Origin of the sequence: Mesorhizobium sp. M0854, assembly GCF_040319815.1 — a bacterium.
Taxonomy (GTDB): Bacteria; Pseudomonadota; Alphaproteobacteria; order Rhizobiales; family Rhizobiaceae; genus Mesorhizobium.
Map to the genome: position 1 here is coordinate 60,003 of NZ_JAMYOL010000012.1, position 18,834 is coordinate 78,836.

General features: G+C 62.4%; 22 protein-coding genes. 12 read left to right on the forward strand and 10 right to left on the reverse strand.

Annotated elements, in window-relative coordinates:
• Positions 1-52 precede the first annotated feature (52 nt).
• Positions 53-880, reverse strand: a complete 828-nt coding sequence (locus NKH99_RS19585) for a helix-turn-helix transcriptional regulator (protein ID WP_353015062.1) — start codon at positions 878-880, stop codon at positions 53-55.
• A gap of 86 nt (positions 881-966) precedes the next feature.
• Here NKH99_RS19585 and NKH99_RS19590 point away from each other — a divergent pair, with 86 nt between their 5' ends.
• Both NKH99_RS19590 and NKH99_RS19595 read left to right on the forward strand, forming a co-directional pair.
• Positions 967-1,497: a hypothetical protein gene (locus NKH99_RS19590; protein ID WP_352471699.1), complete on the forward strand. Its 531-nt coding sequence runs from the start codon at positions 967-969 to the stop codon at positions 1,495-1,497.
• Between the two features lie 74 nt (positions 1,498-1,571).
• Complete coding sequence (locus NKH99_RS19595; protein ID WP_023674869.1) at positions 1,572-2,201, forward strand: MarC family protein; 630 nt, start codon at positions 1,572-1,574, stop codon at positions 2,199-2,201.
• A gap of 8 nt (positions 2,202-2,209) precedes the next feature.
• Here NKH99_RS19595 and NKH99_RS19600 read toward each other — a convergent pair whose 3' ends face one another.
• Positions 2,210-2,635, reverse strand: a complete 426-nt coding sequence (locus NKH99_RS19600; protein WP_352682870.1) for an OsmC family protein — start codon at positions 2,633-2,635, stop codon at positions 2,210-2,212.
• A gap of 122 nt (positions 2,636-2,757) precedes the next feature.
• Positions 2,758-3,270 carry a single-stranded DNA-binding protein gene (locus tag NKH99_RS19605; protein WP_352448761.1) on the reverse strand — a complete coding sequence of 171 codons (513 nt, stop codon included), beginning with the start codon at positions 3,268-3,270 and terminating at the stop codon, positions 2,758-2,760.
• Positions 3,271-3,478: 208 nt separating this feature from the next.
• On the opposite strand from NKH99_RS19605, the gene NKH99_RS19610 reads away from it, so the two are divergent.
• From NKH99_RS19610 to NKH99_RS19650, 9 genes are all read left to right on the forward strand, one after another.
• On the forward strand, positions 3,479-3,868 hold the full coding sequence (locus NKH99_RS19610; protein ID WP_352471700.1) for a cupin domain-containing protein: 390 nt from the start codon (positions 3,479-3,481) through the stop codon (positions 3,866-3,868).
• Positions 3,869-3,950: 82 nt separating this feature from the next.
• Positions 3,951-4,265: an ArsR/SmtB family transcription factor gene (locus NKH99_RS19615; RefSeq protein WP_352448759.1), complete on the forward strand. Its 315-nt coding sequence runs from the start codon at positions 3,951-3,953 to the stop codon at positions 4,263-4,265.
• A complete protein-coding gene (locus NKH99_RS19620; protein ID WP_352682875.1) occupies positions 4,262-4,786 on the forward strand; it encodes an SRPBCC family protein in 525 nt (174 codons plus the stop codon). The genes NKH99_RS19615 and NKH99_RS19620 overlap by 4 nt, the downstream gene beginning before the upstream one ends.
• A gap of 26 nt (positions 4,787-4,812) precedes the next feature.
• Positions 4,813-5,418, forward strand: a complete 606-nt coding sequence (locus tag NKH99_RS19625; protein ID WP_352455702.1) for an ATP-dependent Clp protease proteolytic subunit — start codon at positions 4,813-4,815, stop codon at positions 5,416-5,418.
• Between the two features lie 32 nt (positions 5,419-5,450).
• A complete protein-coding gene (locus NKH99_RS19630; protein WP_353015064.1) occupies positions 5,451-5,813 on the forward strand; it encodes a hypothetical protein in 363 nt (120 codons plus the stop codon).
• 696 nt (positions 5,814-6,509) lie between these two features.
• Complete coding sequence (gene uvrA / locus NKH99_RS19635; protein ID WP_352766661.1) at positions 6,510-9,431, forward strand: excinuclease ABC subunit UvrA; 2,922 nt, start codon at positions 6,510-6,512, stop codon at positions 9,429-9,431.
• Positions 9,431-9,841, forward strand: a complete 411-nt coding sequence (locus NKH99_RS19640) for a DUF302 domain-containing protein (protein WP_352448755.1) — start codon at positions 9,431-9,433, stop codon at positions 9,839-9,841. Before uvrA ends, NKH99_RS19640 begins: the two co-directional genes overlap by 1 nt.
• The gene (locus tag NKH99_RS19645; protein WP_352833104.1) at positions 9,838-10,308 is read left to right on the forward strand and encodes a GNAT family N-acetyltransferase; all 471 of its coding nucleotides are present in this window, start codon (positions 9,838-9,840) and stop codon (positions 10,306-10,308) included. The genes NKH99_RS19640 and NKH99_RS19645 overlap by 4 nt, the downstream gene beginning before the upstream one ends.
• A gap of 28 nt (positions 10,309-10,336) precedes the next feature.
• The gene (locus tag NKH99_RS19650; RefSeq protein ID WP_353015067.1) at positions 10,337-11,143 is read left to right on the forward strand and encodes a DUF72 domain-containing protein; all 807 of its coding nucleotides are present in this window, start codon (positions 10,337-10,339) and stop codon (positions 11,141-11,143) included.
• A gap of 45 nt (positions 11,144-11,188) precedes the next feature.
• Here the strand turns inward: NKH99_RS19650 and NKH99_RS19655 are convergent, their stop codons facing one another.
• From NKH99_RS19655 to urtA, 6 genes are all read right to left on the reverse strand, one after another.
• A complete protein-coding gene (locus tag NKH99_RS19655) occupies positions 11,189-11,389 on the reverse strand; it encodes a hypothetical protein (RefSeq protein ID WP_023674857.1) in 201 nt (66 codons plus the stop codon).
• Between the two features lie 211 nt (positions 11,390-11,600).
• A complete protein-coding gene (gene urtE, locus NKH99_RS19660; RefSeq protein ID WP_352682903.1) occupies positions 11,601-12,296 on the reverse strand; it encodes an urea ABC transporter ATP-binding subunit UrtE in 696 nt (231 codons plus the stop codon).
• Between the two features lie 70 nt (positions 12,297-12,366).
• Positions 12,367-13,113 carry an urea ABC transporter ATP-binding protein UrtD gene (urtD, locus tag NKH99_RS19665; protein ID WP_023674855.1) on the reverse strand — a complete coding sequence of 249 codons (747 nt, stop codon included), beginning with the start codon at positions 13,111-13,113 and terminating at the stop codon, positions 12,367-12,369.
• A 7-nt stretch (positions 13,114-13,120) separates the two neighbouring features.
• Positions 13,121-14,353, reverse strand: coding sequence for an urea ABC transporter permease subunit UrtC (gene urtC, locus NKH99_RS19670; protein ID WP_352455696.1), 1,233 nt, complete (start codon positions 14,351-14,353; stop codon positions 13,121-13,123).
• Positions 14,350-15,966, reverse strand: a complete 1,617-nt coding sequence (gene urtB, locus NKH99_RS19675) for an urea ABC transporter permease subunit UrtB (protein ID WP_352816657.1) — start codon at positions 15,964-15,966, stop codon at positions 14,350-14,352. The genes urtC and urtB overlap by 4 nt, the downstream gene beginning before the upstream one ends.
• Before the next feature lie 100 nt (positions 15,967-16,066).
• A complete protein-coding gene (gene urtA, locus NKH99_RS19680; protein WP_353015070.1) occupies positions 16,067-17,377 on the reverse strand; it encodes an urea ABC transporter substrate-binding protein in 1,311 nt (436 codons plus the stop codon).
• 301 nt (positions 17,378-17,678) lie between these two features.
• Between urtA and NKH99_RS19685 the strand changes: the two genes are divergently transcribed.
• Entirely contained in the window at positions 17,679-18,074 is a 396-nt protein-coding gene (locus NKH99_RS19685; protein WP_352448747.1) for a hypothetical protein, read from the forward strand.
• A 46-nt stretch (positions 18,075-18,120) separates the two neighbouring features.
• On the opposite strand, the gene NKH99_RS19690 is transcribed toward NKH99_RS19685, so the two are convergent.
• Positions 18,121-18,831: a purine-nucleoside phosphorylase gene (locus NKH99_RS19690; RefSeq protein ID WP_352448746.1), complete on the reverse strand. Its 711-nt coding sequence runs from the start codon at positions 18,829-18,831 to the stop codon at positions 18,121-18,123.
• Between the last annotated feature and the right edge of the window lie 3 nt (positions 18,832-18,834).

Sequence of the window (18,834 nt, forward strand, 5' to 3'; positions counted from 1 at the left end):
GCGGCAAATTCAAAAGGATAAACCAATTGCGACGATATGGCCGTGTACCCTTTCACGGGCGTCGCCGGCGGGCGCGATAAGTACCCGGCGCCTCGCCCATCAGCCGCCGGAAACGGCGATTGAAGGTTGATAGATCGTTGAATCCCGCCGAAAAGGCAATCGCCGAAATCGTCTGATCCGACGTCCGCAGCCGCACGGCTGCCCTGTGCAGCCGCGCTCTCAGCAGGAATTGGTAGGGCGTTATACCGGCAACGTGCCGGAAGGTGCGCAGGAAATGGTAAGGGCTGGTGGCGGTCTCGTCGGCGAGTTCGGCAAGCGAGATCGGCCGGTCGGCATCGACTTCGATGCGCCGCACCGCTTCGGCGACACGCTTCTGGTCACGGCGGCTCGGCGTCCGTCCCCGATCCGTAGCGCTGCAAGCCGCAGTTACCGCGGCACCGGCAATGCGCAGGGCGAGTTCCTCGAACACGCCGGTGTCGGCCATCTCGCGCGCCGCCTCCGCTTCGGCAAGCAGCGGCACCAGCGCCGGCAAGGGCGGCAGGCGCGGCGTTCCGAAATCGAGCGTCTTGGCGCCCGGCACGTCGGCGACGATCCGCTCCATATAGGCCGGTCCGAAATGGAAGGAGAGGCAACGGTCGCCGGCGCCATGCTCGTGCCCGCATTCGTAGCATGTGCCGGGATTGCCGAGCAGGAGCGCGCCCGGCGCCAGCATCGCCGTGCCCTCGCGCGCACGATAGCGGAAGGTGCCGTTGGTTACGGCGGCAACGCAGAAATCCCGATGCTCCTCCTCGAATGGCCTGTCGGCGGCGCTGGCGGTGCAGATGACATCCGACACCTGCCAGCCTCGGCCCGACGCCAGCCTGTGCGCGCTCGTCGTCATCGCCGAAACATAGCAACTTTTCCCAAGCGCAGAACCCCTGTCGGCGTCTATGCTTGCCGGTCTCCTGACAAGATGAGAGCGAAGCCATGTCCAATTCCTTTGCCAAGGTCCTGCACAGCGATGGGCCCGTACCGGCCCTTGCCGAGAAACTGAATCTTTATGGCCGCTTCGTCGGCGCCTGGACGTTCGACGCCACGCGCCATCTCGAGGACGGTCAGGTGCTGACCGGGCGCGGCGAAGTGCATTTCGGCTGGGTGCTCGAAGGCCGCGCGATCCAGGACGTATGGATCCTGCCTGCCCGTGACGCCGGCCCCTCGCCCTCGCTCGGCAAATGGACCTTCTATGGCACGACGTTGCGCGTCTACGATCCCGGCGTTGACGCCTGGCACATCTTCTGGAGCGATCCGCGCAATCAGTACTACAGCCGCCAGCTCGGCCGTGCCGAGGGCGACACCATCATCCAGCAAGGCGCAGACGGCACCGGATCTGCTGTGCGCTGGAGCTTTTCGCGCATCACCGAAAATTCGTTCCGCTGGCTGGGCGAACGCTCACAGGACGACGGCGCTACCTGGCGTCTTGAAGTCGAGTTTCTGGCGCGCCGGGCCGTCAGCCCCTGATCCGCACGGTTTCCACTGGCTCCGCTTTGCTCTACCAATCCCGTTATCCGGCTTTGCCGGCGGGGAGGGTCAGCATGCCGAGCTTCGACAGCCTGTTCAACGCCTTCGTCACCATACTGGTGACGATCGATCCGCCCGGCCTGGCGCCGCTCTTCCTCGCCGTGACCCGCGGCATGAACCGCGAGGAGCGCAACCAGGTCTCCGTGCGCGCCTCGGTCATCGCCTTCCTGGTAATGGCGTTGTTCGCAATCGCCGGCGCGTCGATCCTGTCAGTCTTCGGCATCACTCTGCCGGCCTTCCGCGTCGCCGGCGGCTTTCTGCTGTTCTTCATCGCCTTCGAAATGGTGTTCGAGCGCCGGCAGGACCGCAAGGAGAAGATCGGCGACGTCGCCATCACCAGGGACATGATCCACAACATCGCCGCCTTTCCGCTGGCGATCCCGCTCATTGCCGGTCCCGGCGCGATTTCGGCGACCGTCCTGCTCTCAAGCTCGTTTCAGGGTTTGGGCGCGCAGACAGCCCTTGTCGGCATCATCGCCATCTGCCTCGTCATCACCTACCTGGTGTTCGTGCTGTCAGAGCGCATCGACCGTATCCTCGGCCAAACCGGCCGTTCGATCCTGACAAGGCTGCTCGGCGTCATCCTGGCGGCGCTCGCCGTACAGTTCGTCGCCGACGGCATCAAGGCGCTGATGGCGACGTAGGAACAGCCCTACTTCGCTGTCGTTTCAATGACTTCGAAGTCGTGGGTAATCTCGGCAGTCTTGGCCATCATTGCCGAGGCCGAGCAGTATTTCTCGATCGAAAGCCCGATCGCCCGCTTCACCTTGTCGTGTGATAGCGACCGGCCCTTGACGACAAAATGCATGTGAATGCGGGTGAACACCCTGGGATCGGCTTCTGCTCGGTCGGCATCGAGTTCGACCACGCAATCTTCGACCGCCTCGCGCCCCTTTTCGAGGATATGGACCACGTCATAGGCCGAGCAGCCGCCAGTGCCGATCAGCACCAGTTCCATTGGGCTCGGCCCCGGCGTCTTGCCCTCCGGCCCGAACGCAGTGCCTAGCACCAGCTTGTGCCCATTGGCGGACTCGCCAACGAAAGTGCGCTCCTCGACCCATTTGACCCTTGCCTTCACCTGATACGTCCTTTCACCGCTCAAACGCACAACGTCCCGAAAATCCAAGACAGATTTTCGGGACGCCATTTCGTGGCCAAGGTGCCGGCGCTTTTCGCCGCAAGGGCAGTCCGCCCGAGAAATCAGAACGGGATTTCGTCGTCCAGCTCGCGCGACGAACCACCGCCGCCGCCCTTGTTGGCGCCACCGCGATTGAAACTTTCGCCCGGGCCGGATTGGCCGAAATCGGAACCGCGGCTCGCACCACCACCGGCATAGTTGCCGACCTGGCCGCCGCCCTCGCCCCGCGCATCGAGCATCTGCAGCTCGCCGCGGAATTTCTGCAACACGATTTCGGTCGTATAGCGGTCATTGCCGGTCTGGTCCTGCCATTTGCGCGTCTGCAGCTGGCCCTCGACATAGACCTTCATGCCCTTCTTCAGATACTGCTCGGCCACCTTGGCGATCTGGTCGTTGAAGATCACGACATTGTGCCACTCGGTCTTTTCCTTGCGCTCTCCGGACGTCTTGTCGCGCCAGCTTTCCGACGTCGCGATGCGGATGTTGACGACCGGGTCACCCGAATTCAGGCGGCGGATTTCAGGGTCCGCCCCGAGGTTGCCCACCAGAATGACCTTGTTGACGCTACCCGCCATGATACTTCTCCGCGCTCATCCGAAACCGAATTTTTGTCGCCGCACCTTACAGGCTATGGACAATCCCTGCCTGCCGTCGCTGCCTTTTCCCACAAGGTTTTTGTTCTCTTTTCGTTCTATAGGACAGGCCCTGCACTGTCAATAGTTGTCAGTAAGAAGTAGTGTCTTGGCGTCGAATTTCCACAGACCATGGGATCGAGGCGAACGCATGAAGATGGTTGCGCATAACGATCAGCCGCAAGAAGAGTGGCGGACGGGAGTAAAGACCCGCATGCATGTCTCTGCCCGCAACGGCGCAACTCAACTTTGCATGTTTGAACAATGGGTCGAACCCACCGTTGGCGCCCCGACACATTGGCACCCGGTCGAGGAAGTACTTACCGTCATCGCTGGCAGGGCCGAGATGTGGATCGACGAAGAGCATCTCGTCTTGACTGCCGGACAGTCGCTTGTTGTCGCCGCGTACAGGCAACATGGCTTCCGAAACGTCGGCTCCGAATTGCTTCATATTCATGCTGTGCTCGCGTCACCAGTTTTCGAGGCGACGTTCAACGGATCCCCCGACATGGTGAGACGCTGGCTTCCAGCGAGTTTGTAAAACCTCGCCTGTCTTAAAAAATACCGCCTGTCTTAAAAAACACGGCTTGCCAAACCGATAAGTATTTACTTATGCTTTCGGCATGATCGAAGCAGACATTTTTCGGGCACTAGCGGATCCAACGCGTCGCGCCGTCTATGAGCGGCTCGCCGACGGCGAGATGACGGTGTCGGAACTGCGCACTGGCATACCGGTATCGCAGCCGGCGGTATCGCAACATCTCGCAGTGCTGCGCGGCGCCGGCCTCGTGGTCGAGCGCCGGGCCGGTCGCAACGCCTATTACCGCGTCGATCCGAAGGGGCTTGCGCCACTGCTCGGCTGGATCGAACGCTACCGTGCGTTCTGGCCAGAGCGCATCGAAAGGCTCAAGACGGTTTTGAAGGACATGGACCAATGACCAACCGAGGCAAAGAACGCGCCGAAATGGCCGCAGACAAGATCGAGTTCGAGTGCGAGCTGCCCGAACCGCCGGAACAGGTGTGGCGGGCGCTGACGGTGCCGGACCTGCTCGCGGCCTGGATGATGCCGAACGACATCAAGCCCGAAATCGGCAACCGCTTTGCCTTTAAAGCGCCGAATGCGCCGATCGAGTGCGAAATCCTCGACGCGGATCCCGGACGGCTGCTGCGCTATTCCTGGCGGGAGCGGCCGGCGCCCGGCGATACGCAGGTGCCGCCCGGCAATCCCCTGGACAGCGCAATGAACGACAGCCCAGTGGACAGCATCGTCACCTTTACGCTCGACCGCACCGTTTCCGGCGGCACGCATCTGCGCATCGTCCATGATGGTTTTGCTCGGGCAGCAGTGCCGGAGATCGCGATGGCAGGCGCCGGTTGCCGGCTTTCCTTTGACGCGCACACTCCCAGGCACAAGCAGATCGCCGCAAACACCCCGCGCCTCTTCCTGCGCGCGGCCTGAACGACAACAGTCAACGGAGACAACCGATGAGCGGCCTTGCCAATCTGGTGCCGATGGTGATCGAGCAGTCGAGCCGCGGCGAACGTGCCTTCGACATATTTTCGCGGCTGCTGCGCGAGCGCATCGTCTTCATCAACGGCCCGATCGATGACGGCACCTCAGCGCTGGTCTGCGCCCAGCTTCTGTCGTTGGAATCCGACAATCCCGACAAGGAGGTCTCGCTCTACATCAACTCGCCGGGCGGCGTGGTGACCAGCGGTTTCGCGATCTACGATACGATGCAGTATATCAGTTGCCCGGTCTCCACGGTTTGTATGGGCTTCGCCGCCTCGATGGCCTCGTTCCTTTTGATGGCCGGCACACCGGGGCGGCGCATCGCGCTACCCAACACCAGCATCGTGCTGCATCAGCCTCTCGGCGGTTTCCAGGGCCAGGCCTCCGATATCCAGCGCCATGCCGAGGGCATCCTTCGCACCAAGCGGCGCATGACCGATCTTTACGCCCGCCATTGCGGCCGCACCTACGAAGAAGTGGAACGCACGCTCGACCGCGACTTTTTCATGACCGCGCAGGAGGCCAAGGATTGGGGCCTCGTCGACCATGTTTTCGACACTCGCAAGCAGGCCGCATGAACGAGCCGGGCCGGCGGACGGAACTGAGGCGATTGAGCGCCCGCAATTTCAGCGCCATCGGTCTGGTCTTGCCGCTATCGCGGCACTATAGTCCGGCGATGACCGCCAGCCGCTCATCCAGCCTGTTATGCCTTGCCATCGCTACCGTTGCCGGCACGAACATGCTGGTGGGTATGGCACTTGCCCAAGATAATTCGACGTCTTCGCAAAAGCGCGCTCTGCCCGGTGTGACCAGCGATTATCGCATCGCCGAGCCAGCGCCGCGGCCTGAGCCTGACGATATGGCTCTAGGCAGCGGCAACGGCACCTTCAAGATTGGCGATACCGACGTTCGGATTTCCGGTAGCATCACCATTGATGTCGCTACCGGCGGGATCAGGCCCTCCAGCCGCTAAGTTCGCCTGGTGTGAACCACAAATATTGCGCTTCAAACGAACAGCCCCGCCACTGCTTTGCAACTGACGGGGCTTTCTTGGATCTGAAATCCAAATTGCCGGGAGTGTACTGCCGGCTTTTTATTTCGGATGCTTCGCGGCGTTCAGCCGACGATCCGACTAGCAGTCTCTGATTGTTGTGGGGATCGGCAGGCCAACGTGGGCAGGTAGCGCTAAACGCCTGACCTGGCTACTTATACCTGCCGCGGCTCCAGCGACACGTGGAGCCTCAAGGAACAATCCGGTGGAGTCATGCCTCTGCTCTCCTTCTGTTCGTTGCGACTGTCGTCGAAGCGCTCATCGCATAACCCGCGGCGTCTCGCAGGCTAGCCCCAGGCCGCGAGGCCATCGAAAGACGGCCGGCTTCGTTGACAATTGGATTCTGCCCCCATGACGCGGGGACGTCAACCTTGAATAGCCGGGTTGCCGAAAAATGTGATCGCGAGACGCTTTGTGAAGCCGGCCTCACGGGCAGCTTTTGTCAGGAGCGTGTTCGGCCTTTGTTCTTTCCGCTTGCCCGTTCGCGCGAAAGGCGGTTAAACGCTTTGGTCGAGAGTTGTGGCGTCTCTCGAAAAGGCGGCGAAATTACCTACATAGGGGGTGGTCGGGAAAACCCGCCCATCCCACGAATTCCAGATTCTGAGGCGGCGACCGGCGATGGCCGACCATAAATATCTCTCCATTCGCGGGGCACGCGAACACAATCTGAAGAATGTCGATCTCGACCTGCCGCGTGACAGCCTGATCGTCATGACCGGCCTGTCGGGGTCGGGCAAGTCGTCGCTTGCCTTCGACACCATCTACGCCGAGGGCCAGCGCCGCTATGTCGAGAGCCTTTCGGCCTATGCACGGCAATTCCTCGAAATGATGCAGAAGCCGGACGTCGACCAGATCGACGGCCTGTCGCCGGCCATTTCCATCGAGCAGAAGACCACCTCGAAGAACCCACGTTCGACGGTCGGCACCGTCACCGAGATCTACGATTATATGCGGCTTTTGTTCGCCCGCGTCGGTGTACCCTATTCACCGGCCACCGGCCTGCCGATCGAGAGCCAGACGGTTTCGCAGATGGTCGACCGGGTGCTTGCTGTCGAGGAAGGCACCCGGCTGTTCATTCTGGCGCCGATGGTGCGCGGCCGCAAAGGCGAGTACCGCAAGGAACTGCTGGAGCTGCAGAAGAAGGGTTTTCAGCGCGTCAAGGTCGATGGCGTCTTCTATGAGATCGCCGACGTGCCGGCGCTGGACAAGAAGTACAAGCACGACATCGACGTCGTCGTCGACCGCATCGTCGTGCGCGGCGATCTGGCGACGCGGCTCGCCGATTCCATCGAGACCGCGCTGAAGCTGGCCGACGGGCTGGCGGTGGCGGAATTTGCCGACAAGCCGCTCGACGCCAGCCAGACCGGCGAGGATTCGGTCAACAAATCGAAGAACGAGACGCATGAACGCATGCTGTTCTCGGAAAAGTTCGCCTGCCCGGTGTCCGGCTTCACCATTCCCGAGATCGAGCCCAGGCTGTTCTCCTTCAACAATCCGTTCGGCGCCTGCCCGACCTGCGACGGGCTCGGCAGCCAACGCGCCATTGATGCCAGCCTGGTCGTGCCCGACGAGAATGTCTCGCTGCGCGCCGGCGCCGTCAGCCCTTGGGCGAAGTCGAGCTCGCCCTACTATGCGCAGACGCTGGAAGCGCTGGGCGTCGCCTATGGCTTCAAGCTCGGCGACAAGTTCAAGGATTTGAGCGAGGAGGCAAAGCAAGCCGTCCTGCACGGCACCGGCGAGCGCGAAATCACCTTCCATTACGATGACGGCCTGCGCTCCTACAAGACGACGAAAACCTTCGAGGGCGTCATCCCCAACCTTGAGCGCCGCTGGAAGGAAACGGAATCCGCCTGGATGCGCGAGGAGATCGAGCGCTTCATGTCGGCCACGCCCTGCCCGGCCTGCCGCGGCTATCGGCTGAAGCCCGAGGCGCTCGCGGTCAAGATCGCCGGCAAGCACATTGGCGAGGTCACCGAGCTGTCCATCCGCAAGGCCGACCAGTGGTTCACCGATCTGCCCGCTTCGCTCAACGACAAGCAGAACGAGATTGCGGTGCGCGTGCTCAAGGAAATCCGGGAGCGGCTGCGCTTCCTCAACGATGTCGGTCTCGACTATTTGACGCTGTCGCGCAACTCCGGCACGTTGTCGGGCGGTGAGAGCCAGCGCATCCGTCTGGCGTCGCAGATCGGCTCCGGCCTGACCGGCGTACTTTACGTGCTGGACGAGCCGTCGATCGGTCTGCACCAGCGCGACAACGCCCGCCTGCTCGACACGCTGAAGCATCTGCGCGACATCGGCAACACGGTCATCGTCGTCGAGCATGACGAGGACGCCATCCTGCATGCCGACTACGTCGTCGATATCGGCCCGGCGGCCGGCATCCATGGCGGCCACATCATCGCCCAGGGCACGCCGCAGCAGATCATGGCGACGCCCGCTTCGATCACCGGCAAATACCTGTCGGGCGAGCTCGAAGTGGCGACGCCGGCACGGCGCCGCGAGGCCAAGAAGAACCGCCGGCTGAAGGTCGTCGGCGCGCGCGGCAACAACCTGAAGAACGTCACCGCCGAAATCCCGCTCGGCACGTTTACCGCCGTCACCGGCGTATCCGGCGGCGGCAAGTCGACCTTCCTGATCGAGACCCTGTTCAAGGCGGCGTCGCGCCGCATCATGGGCTCGCGCGAGCATCCGGCCGAGCACGACCGCATCGAGGGGTTGGAATTCCTCGACAAGGTCATCGACATCGACCAGTCGCCGATCGGGCGCACCCCGCGCTCCAACCCCGCCACCTATACCGGCGCCTTCACGCCGATCCGCGACTGGTTCGCCGGCCTGCCGGAGGCCAAGGCGCGCGGCTACCAGCCGGGCCGCTTCTCGTTCAACGTCAAGGGCGGCCGCTGCGAAGCCTGCCAGGGCGATGGCGTCATCAAGATCGAGATGCACTTCCTGCCCGATGTCTACGTCACCTGCGACGTTTGCCACGGCAAGCGTTACAATCGCGAGACGCTCGACGTCCTGTTCAAGGGCAAATCGATCGCCGACGTTCTCGACATGACGGTCGAAGAAGGCGTCGATTTCTTCGCCGCCGTGCCCGGCGTGCGCGACAAGCTGGAGACGCTGAAACGGGTCGGCCTCGGCTACATCCATGTTGGCCAGCAGGCAACGACTTTGTCGGGCGGCGAGGCGCAGCGCATCAAGCTCGCCAAGGAACTATCACGCAAGGCGACCGGCAAGACGCTCTACATCCTCGACGAGCCAACCACCGGCCTGCATTTCCACGACGTCGCCAAGCTGCTTGAAGTGCTGCACGAGCTGGTCGACCAGGGCAACACGGTCGTCGTCATCGAGCACAATCTAGAGGTGATCAAGACCGCTGACTGGGTGCTCGATCTTGGCCCCGAAGGTGGCGACGGCGGCGGCGAGCTGGTAGCGTCCGGCACGCCGGAGGACATCGTCCGCGAAAAACGCAGCTATACCGGCCAGTTCCTGAGGGAATTGCTGGAGCGGCGCCCCGGAGGCAAGCGCGAAGCGGCGGAGTGATGGCAAAGAACGGTCTCATCACGGTCCAAAGCCGCTTCGGCGTGGCCGAGACGATCGATCGCCTGGTCGGGACTGTGGAAGGTGCAGGATTGCTGGTCTTCGCCCGCATTGACCACGCCGCCGGTGCGCGCAGTGTCGAAGCTTCCCTGCGTCCGACCCAGCTTCTGATTTTTGGCAACCCGAAAGGCGGGACGCCGCTGATGCAGGACCGGCAGCTTGCCGGCATCGATCTGCCGGTCAAGGCACTGGCTTGGGAGGATAAGCAAGGCAAGGTCTGGCTCTCCTACAATGACGCGCACTGGCTCGCTGAGCGCCACGGCTTGGGCGACGCCAGTCGCAATGCCGTCGCCGCGATAGCGGCCGGCATGGACAAGGTGATTGCGGCCGCTGCCGGCGCGGGCCAGTTTTGATCATGAGAGCCGCTCGGGCCGATGATCTCCCCACGGTGATCTCGCTCACCACCGACGCCTACGCGCCCTACACTGCCCTGCTCGGCGCACCGCCGATCCCTGTCACCGAGGACTACGCGCCGCGCATAGAACGCGGCGAGGTCTGGCTTTCGGAGCAGGACGGACAGCCGGCCGGCTTGATCGTTCTCGAACGACATGCGGACCATACAATGATCTTCAGCGTCGCCGTTGCGCCCGCCTTTCAGGGCAAGGGTTTCGGCATCGGGCTGCTCGACTGGGCCGAGCAACAGACGCGCCTGTGGAGCTTGCCGGAAATCCGACTCTACACCAATGCCAGAATGGAACGGAACGTTTCGTTGTATAAGGCCTACGGCTTTCGCGAAACGGGTCGCCGGCCCAATCCATATCGGCCAGGATGGACGGTCGTCGACATGGCGAAAGCCGTCGAGACGACCGCCATCGCGTGATCCTTTTCTGCAAACCGGGAGGACGACCATGACTCAATCAGGAACAATCCGCGCCGGCATGGGCGGCTGGACCTTCGAGCCGTGGGACACGTCCTTCTACCCGGACAAATTGTCGAAGGCCAAGCAACTGCATTATGCCAGCCGGCAGGTGCTCACTATCGAGGTCAACGGCACCTATTATTCGAGCTTCAAGGAGCCGACCTTCGTCAAATGGGCCAACGAGGCGCCGGATGGTTTCGTCTATTCGCTGAAGGGCAACCGCTTCGTCACCAACCGCCGCGTGCTCGGCGAGGCCGGGGAATCGATCATGCGCTTCCTCGGGTCGGGCGTCGCGGCACTTGGCGACAAGCTCGGGCCGATCCTGTGGCAGTTCGCGCCGACCAAGAAATTCGACCCGGACGATTTCGAGGCCTTCCTCAAGCTGTTGCCGGAAAAGCAGGACGGCGTTGCGCTGCGCCACGCGGTCGAGGTGCGCAACGACAGCTTCATCGTGCCGGAGTTCGCCGCCTTGGCGCGAAAGCACAAGGCCGCCATCGTCTATGCCGACCACGCCAGATATCCGGGGATTGCCGACGTTACCGGCGATTTCATCTATGCGCGGCTGCAGACCGGCAGCGACGACAATCCCGATTGCTATACGCCAAAGGCGCTCGACGAATGGGCGGCGCGCGCAAAAACCTGGGCGGAAGGCAAGGTGCCGGCCGACCTGTCGCGCGCCGATCCTTCAACCGACGCGCCGGTCAAGCCACGCGATGTGTTCGTCTACTTCATCACCGAGGGCAAGGTCCGCGCTCCATTCGGCGCCATCGCGCTGATGAAGCGGGTCGCAGGCTGACGCCCCGCTGTCGGTGGTCCGCCTGGCTTGGTCCTAAACTACCGGCTATGCGGCGCGTTCGTCCGGACGCCGATCAACCCTGACGATCTCGTTAAAGGCATCGAGATCGACATAGAAGACCTTGGTGATCTCCGCGATGAGTTCGTCGTGGTCATACCCCTGCGATTTCAGAATGTTGATGGCTGTCAGGATGTCGACGCGCTCCGTGAGCCGTCGTTTCTGGTAGTCCTCGACATAGCGCTCCATTGACTGGCCCTGGCTCCCAAGCACCCGAAATGTTGGACGACAACAGATCGCTGGAAGGGCTTGCGCGCAAGCGTGCGGACGCAGCCGCGCCTTCCCCTGATCTGCCAAGTTGAAACTGGTACGGAAAGCGGCCGACTCACCAAGGCCAAGCAAAATCTAGCACGCAATCTGCAGCGCGCCAGAGTTGCAAAGTAATGGAATCAATAAGAATTCAGACAGTCAGGAATTTGCGGACGTCCGCCCGGTCGAGATCCTCGGCGGGGCCGGTATGGACGATCTGACCGCGGTCCATGATGTTGACCTCGTCGGCCAATTCCCGGCAGAAGTCGAGATATTGTTCGACCAGAAGCACGGCGATACCGGCCTGGTCGCGCAGATACCGGATGGCGCGGCCGATGTCCTTGATGATCGACGGCTGGATGCCTTCGGTCGGCTCGTCGAGCACCAGCAGCTTCGGCCGCATCACCAGCGCCCTGCCGATGGCAAGCTGCTGCTGCTGGCCGCCGGAAAGATCGCCGCCGCGGCGCGCGAGCATCTGCTTCAGCACCGGAAACAATTCGAAGACGTGACCGGGAATGTTGCGATCGGCGCGCTTCAACGGCGCAAAACCCGATTCGAGGTTTTCCCGCACCGTAAGCAGCGGAAATATCTCCCTGCCCTGCGGCACGAATGCGATGCCCGACCGGGCGCGATCATACGCCGCGCTCCGGTCGAGCGCCTTCCCCTCGAAGGCAACGCTTCCGCTCGTCAGCCGGTGATGGCCGACGATCGATCTCATCAAACTGGTCTTGCCGACGCCGTTGCGGCCGAGCACGCAGGTGATCTTGCCGGCGCCGGCCTTCAGCGAGACGCCGCGCAGCGCCTGGGCAGCGCCGTAGTGCAGCGCGGCATTGGAGACTTCGAGCATGGTCAGCGCTTTCTCCAACGCGTGAAGAACGAAAGATCGAAATGATAGAACGGAACGCGCCAGACCATGTTCATCTCCCCAGATAGACTTCGACGACGCGCTCGTCGGCCGAAACGAAGTCGAGACTGCCCTCGGAAAGCACCGAGCCTTCGTGCAGGCAGGTGACCTTGACGCCGAGCTCGCGCACGAAATGCATGTCGTGCTCGACGACGATGACAGAATGGTCGCGCGCGATGTCCCTGAGCAGCCGCGCGGTTTCCTCGGTCTCGGCGTCGGTCATGCCGGCAACCGGTTCGTCGACCAGCAGCAGCTTCGGATCCTGCGCCAGAAGCATGCCGATCTCGAGCCATTGCTTTTGGCCGTGGCTCAGATTGGCGGCGAGTTCGTCACGCTTGTCGCCAAGCCGAATGATGCCGAGGATGTCGTCGATCTGCCGCACGTCCGCGGCCGAGCGACGGTGGAACAGTGCCGGGAAGATCGAGCGCGGGCCTTTCAGCGCCAGCATCAGATTGTCCTCGATCGTGTGGCTTTCGAAGACCGTTGGCTTCTGGAATTTACGGCCGATGCCCATCATGGCGATTTCGGCCTCGTCGTGTTTGGTTAGGTCGACCTCACCGTTGAAGAAAACTTCACCCGCGTCGGGCCGCGTCTTGCCGGTGACGATGTCCATCATCGTCGTCTTTCCGGCGCCGTTGGGGCCGATGATCGCCCGCATCTCGCCCTTGTCGAGCACCAGCGAAAGGTTGTTGATAGCGCGAAACCCGTCGAAGGAAACCGACACGCCGTCGAGATAGAGGATGGTGTTGCTCTTCGACATCAGGCCATCACTCCGCCGGCTGCGGTTCGGCGCCGGAGGCCGACCAGTCGCCCGGCCTTCTCGCCGCCGAGCGGTCGGTTTTCGGCGGCACCGGCGCATCGGGATCGATGCCGACTTCCTCGGCAACCGAGGCCGCCCGCAGCGCCTTGGCGTTGCCGCGCCAGGAATCCCACATGCCGATGATGCCCTTGGGCAGGAACAGCGTGACGGCGACAAACAGTCCGCCCAGCGCAAACAGCCAGAATTCCGGCAGCACGCCGGTGAACCAGGATTTACCGGCATTGACCAGAAGCGCGCCGATGATCGGCCCGACGATGGTGCCGCGCCCGCCGACGGCCGCCCACACCACCACCTCGATCGAATTGGACGGCTCGAATTCGCCAGGGTTGATGATGCCGACCTGCGGCACGTAAAGCGCACCGGCGATGCCGGCCATCACCGCCGACACGGTGAAGGCGAACAGTTTGACGTTCTCCGCCCGCCAGCCGAGAAAGCGCGTGCGGCTCTCGGCATCGCGCACCGCCATTAAAAGCTTGCCGTACTTGGAACCGACGATTGCCCAGGTGACGAAGACGGCAAACGCCAGCATGACGGCGCTGGCCGCGAACAGCGCCGACCGCGTCATGTCGGCCTGCACGTTGAACCCTAGAATGTCCTTGAAATCAGTCAGGCCGTTGTTGCCGCCGAAACCCATGTCGTTGCGGAAAAACGCAAGCAGCAGCGCATAGGTCATCGCCTGGGTGATGATCGACAGGTAGACGCCGGTGACGCGGCTGCGGAAGGCAAACCAGCCGAAGACGAAGGCGAGCAGGCCGGGCACCGCAAGCACCATGATCGCGGCAAACCAGAAATGGTCGAAACCATACCAGAACCATGGCAATTCCTTGTAGTTAAGGAACACCATGAAATCCGGCAGCAGCGGATTGCCGTAGACGCCGCGCGAGCCGATCTGGCGCATCAGATACATGCCCATCGCATAGCCGCCGAGTGCGAAGAAGGCGCCGTGGCCGAGCGAGAGGATGCCGCAATAGCCCCAGACGAGATCGAGCGCCAAGGCGAGCAGTGCGTAGCAGAGGTATTTGCCGGTGAGCGCGACGATATAGGACGGCACGTAAAACGCACTTGTCGGCGAGACCGCAAGATTGAGCAGCGGCACGACGATTGCAACCGCCAGCAGGATGAAGATGGTGATGGCGACGCGGCGGTCGGCGCCGGCGGCAAAGAAGCGTCCCGTGATCATGCTTCCACCGACCGGCCCTTTAGCGCGAACAGACCGCGCGGCCGTTTCTGGATGAACAGGATGATCAGCACCAGGACGACGATCTTGCCGAGCACTGCTCCGGCATAAGGTTCGAGGAACTTGTTGACGATGCCGAGCGAGAAAGCGCCGACCAGCGTGCCCCAAAGATTGCCGACACCGCCGAAAACGACGACCATGAAGCTGTCGATGATGTAGCCGCGGCCGAGATTGGGCGAGACGTTGTCGATCTGGCTGAGCGCGACACCGGCGATGCCGGCAATGCCGGAGCCGAGTGCAAACGTCAGGGCGTCCACCCACGGCGTCCTGATGCCCATCGAGGCAGCCATGCGGCGATTGGCGGTGACGGCACGCATCTGCAGCCCCCAGGGCGTGCGTTTCATCACGTAGAGCAGCACCGCGAACACGCCGAGCGCGAATACCAGGATCCAGAGTCGGTTCCAGGTCACGGCAAGCTGGCCGATATTGAACGAGCCGGACATCCAGGACGGGTTGCCTACCTCCTGGTTGGTCGGTCCGAACATGGTGCGTACGGCCTGCTGCAGGATCAGCGACACACCCCATGTCGCCAGCAGGGTTTCCAGCGGCCGACCGTAGAGGTAGCGGATCAGCCCGCGCTCGATGACAAGGCCGACGAGCGCCGCCACCAGGAAGGCCAGCGGCAGGGCGATGACCAGCGACCAGTCGAACAGGCCGGGAAAGGAATTGCGGATAACCTCCTGCACGACGAAGGTCGTGTAGGCGCCGAGCATGACCATCTCGCCATGCGCCATGTTGATGACGCCCATGACGCCGAAAGTGATGGCAAGGCCAATCGCCGCCAGCAGCAGCACCGATCCAAGCGATATGCCATACCAGATATTCTGGCCGGCATCCCACAGCGCCAGCGTCGAATTGATGTTGGCGATCGCAGCCGTCGCCGCGTCCTTCACCGCACCTTCGGAACTGGCCTCTACCGACGTGAGCAGCGACACCGCATCGCGGTCGCCGCGCGCACCGATGAGCGCGATCGCGCCCAGTTTGTCGGTCTCCGGCCTGTCGGAAACGAGAATCGACGCGGCGCGGGCCTGTTCTAGCAGCGCCTTGACGCTTGCCACGCTCTCATTTGCGATCGCGGTGTCGAGCGGCTCGATGTTTGCCGCGTCCGGCGTCTTGAACATTGTGTCGGCGGCGGCAATGCGCACGGCCGGATCCTTGGAGCCAAGCGTCAGTGTGCCCAGCGCATCGCGGATAACGCGGCGCAGCGTGTTGTTGACCTTGATCTTGGTGATGTCGGCCTTGGCAGCTTCGCCCGATCTTTCGCCGGTAAGCGCATCGAGCAGCTCGATGCCGTCGCCGCTCTCCTTGCCGACAAAGACCAGTGAATCGGCCTTGCGCACGTAAAGGCTGCCCTCCGCAAGCGCGGCAAGCGGCCGTTCTACGGCCGGATCGCCGGAAGCCGCAAGCTCCCGCACCACGGCTTCTATCGCCGGAAAATTGGCGGCGGTAGCGAATTTGGCGATGACCACGCGCAGATCTGCTTCGCTGGCGTTCGACGGCAGCAGCATCCCCAGGAGAAGGAGCAGCATCAGGCCAATCGCGCGGATCAGGATCATTGGTTTCTGGTGGCTCTTGAAGATTGAATGTCGCCTCCGGGCAGGCTGGAGGAGGAGCCTGCCCGGAGGCTTGCGGGTCTGGGAGGACAGACCGGGAGGATCAGTTGGTTCCCTTGCCGCCGCATTTGCCGGTGGCAACGTTGAAGTTGCCGCAGGACAGAGGCGCGCGCCAATCGGAGATCAGGTCCTTGGAGTCAGGCAGATAGTCGGACCACTCGTCGCCCATCACCAGGCCGGGCGTCTGCGAGACGGTTTCGAACTGGCCGTCGGCCTGGATTTCGCCGATCAGCACCGGCTTGGTGATGTGATGGTTCGGCATCATCGTCGAATAACCGCCGGTCAGGTTCGGCACCGAGACGCCGACCATGGCGTCGATGACCTTGTCCGGATCGGTGGTGCCGGCCTTCTCGACCGCCTTCACCCACATGTTGAAGCCGATATAATGGGCTTCCATCGGGTCGTTGGTGGTGCGCTTGTCGTTCTTGATGAATTTGTGCCAGTCGGCGATGAACTTCGCGTTCTCGGGCGTGTCGACGCTCTCGAAATAGTTCCAGGCGGCGAGATGGCCGACCAGCGGCGCAGTGTCCAGACCGGCAAGCTCTTCCTCGCCGACCGAGAAGGCCATGACCGGGATGTCCTCGGCCTTGATGCCCTGGTTGCCGAGCTCCTTGTAGAACGGCACGTTGGCGTCGCCATTGACGGTCGAGACCACGGCGGTCTTCTTGCCGGCCGAGCCGAACTTCTTGATCGCCGAAACTTCGGTCTGCCAGTCGGAGAAGCCGAACGGCGTGTAGTTGACCATGATGTCTTCCGCAGCGACGCCCTTGGCCTTCAGATAGGCCTCGAGGATTTTGTTGGTGGTGCGCGGGTAGACGTAGTCGGTGCCTTCGAGAACCCAGCGCTTCACCGAACCGCCGTCCTCGCTCATCAAATAGTCGACCGCGGGAATGGCCTGCTGGTTCGGCGCCGCACCGGTGTAGAACACGTTGCGCTCGCTTTCCTCGCCTTCGTACTGGACGGGGTAGAACAGGATGTTGTCGAGCTCGCTGAACACGGGCAGCACCGATTTGCGCGACACCGAGGTCCAGCAGCCGAACACCGCCGCGACCCTGTCCTTCGAGATCAGCTCGCGCGCCTTTTCGGCGAATAGCGGCCAGTTGGAAGCCGGATCGACGACCACCGCCTCGAGCTTCTTGCCGAGCAGGCCGCCCTTGGCATTCTGCTCTTCGATGAGCATCAGCATGGCGTCCTTCAGCGTTGTCTCCGAGATCGCCATGGTTCCCGACAGCGAATGGAGGATGCCGACCTTGATGGTGTCGTCGGCCGCCTTGGCGGGAACGCTCATCAGCAGGCCGGCGGTGATCACGCCGGCCGAAAACATTTTTGTTATTGTCGAGAAACTGCCCCTCATACTTTTAAACTCCCAAGCTGGTTAACTGCATCGGAACAGACCATGCAACGGCTGTGCCAATCACCGGCGAAAGATCGGAGGGTTTGAGATTTCCCAGCCCTGTCAGTCGGTTAATGTATTAGCCGCAGGAGATGAACCTCGCTTGCCAAGTTTGAAATGAGAAAAGATCACTCGTATCAGCCTAAGTTTTACTCATATACAGGCCAATGCCCGAATTTTGAGCAGCATCATATGAGCGCTGGCGAGGATTGCAGCGCCGCAGCGAAATGGGGCAAGTTCGAACCCTTAAACGAGCGACGCCATGGCCTTCCGAACGTCTTGCATTTTCATCACCATGCTTCTGCTGGCGACGACGACCGTAGCGCGCGCCGGCTTCAGCGACGGCAAGCTGCCGGACGGCTCCTATCATTGCGAAGTCTATCTGCTAGGCATGTTCCTCAGCCTCGGCGACATCGCCATCAAGGGAAACGTCTATAGCGGTCCGGTTAGCTTCGGCACCGCGCCGCAGAGTTATAACTACCAGATGGATGCAGACGGGGTGATTACCTGGCTGGGTCCGCTGGGCGGCTACACCAGCGGTGGCAACTCGATCTCGCTTACGCAGGCGACGCTGGAAAGCGGAACCACCCCGTCCTTCGACATCATCATGAAGCAGCCAGACGGCGCCTTTACCGCCTCGACCTGCACGAAGCGTTGAAAAGTACGGAACCTGGCGAGCTTCCGTACTCCGAAGTAGAAGCCGCCTAGCTCTCCGCCGCCATGTCGAGCGCCAGCCGGGTCATATCGGTGAAAAGGCCCTGGCGTTCGGAATAGTCGGTCTGCTCGCCGGTTGCCACATTGTCGACGACGGTCAGGATCGACAGCGCCCGGGCGCCGAAATCGGCCGCAATGCGGTAGAGTGCGCTGGTTTCCATATCCACGGCGAGCGCCCCCTGTGCCTGTGCTTCGGCAAAGCGTTCGCGCCCCAGCGGATGATAAAAAATATCGCTGCAGATGGTCAGCCCGGCCCGATGGTCGATGCCGAGTTCCGCAGCCCGGGCCAACGCCTGGGCCAACAATGCAGGATCGGGGCCGGCATCGGCACGATAGAGCCCAAAAACCTGGCCGCTCTCCGCATTTTCGCCGCGCACCGATTGCGCGATCACCAGGCTGCGCAGCACCACCTCAGCGGTCAGGCCGCCGCAGGTGCCGGTGCGGATCAACGTTTTCGCACCGTAGAAGTCCAGCAGCTCGTGCACGTAGACCAGGAACGACGGGACGCCGATGCCGGTGGACTGGACGCTGACAGGCTTGCCGCGAAACAACCCGGTAAAGCCGAGCGCGCCGCGGCGGCGGTTGACGCAGCGCGGCGCTTCCAGAAAGGTCTCCGCCATCCATTCAGCGCGCTGCGGGTCGCCCGGCAGCAGCACCGTGCTTGCGTAGTCGCCTTTGCTAGCCTCGTTGTGTGGCGTCACGGC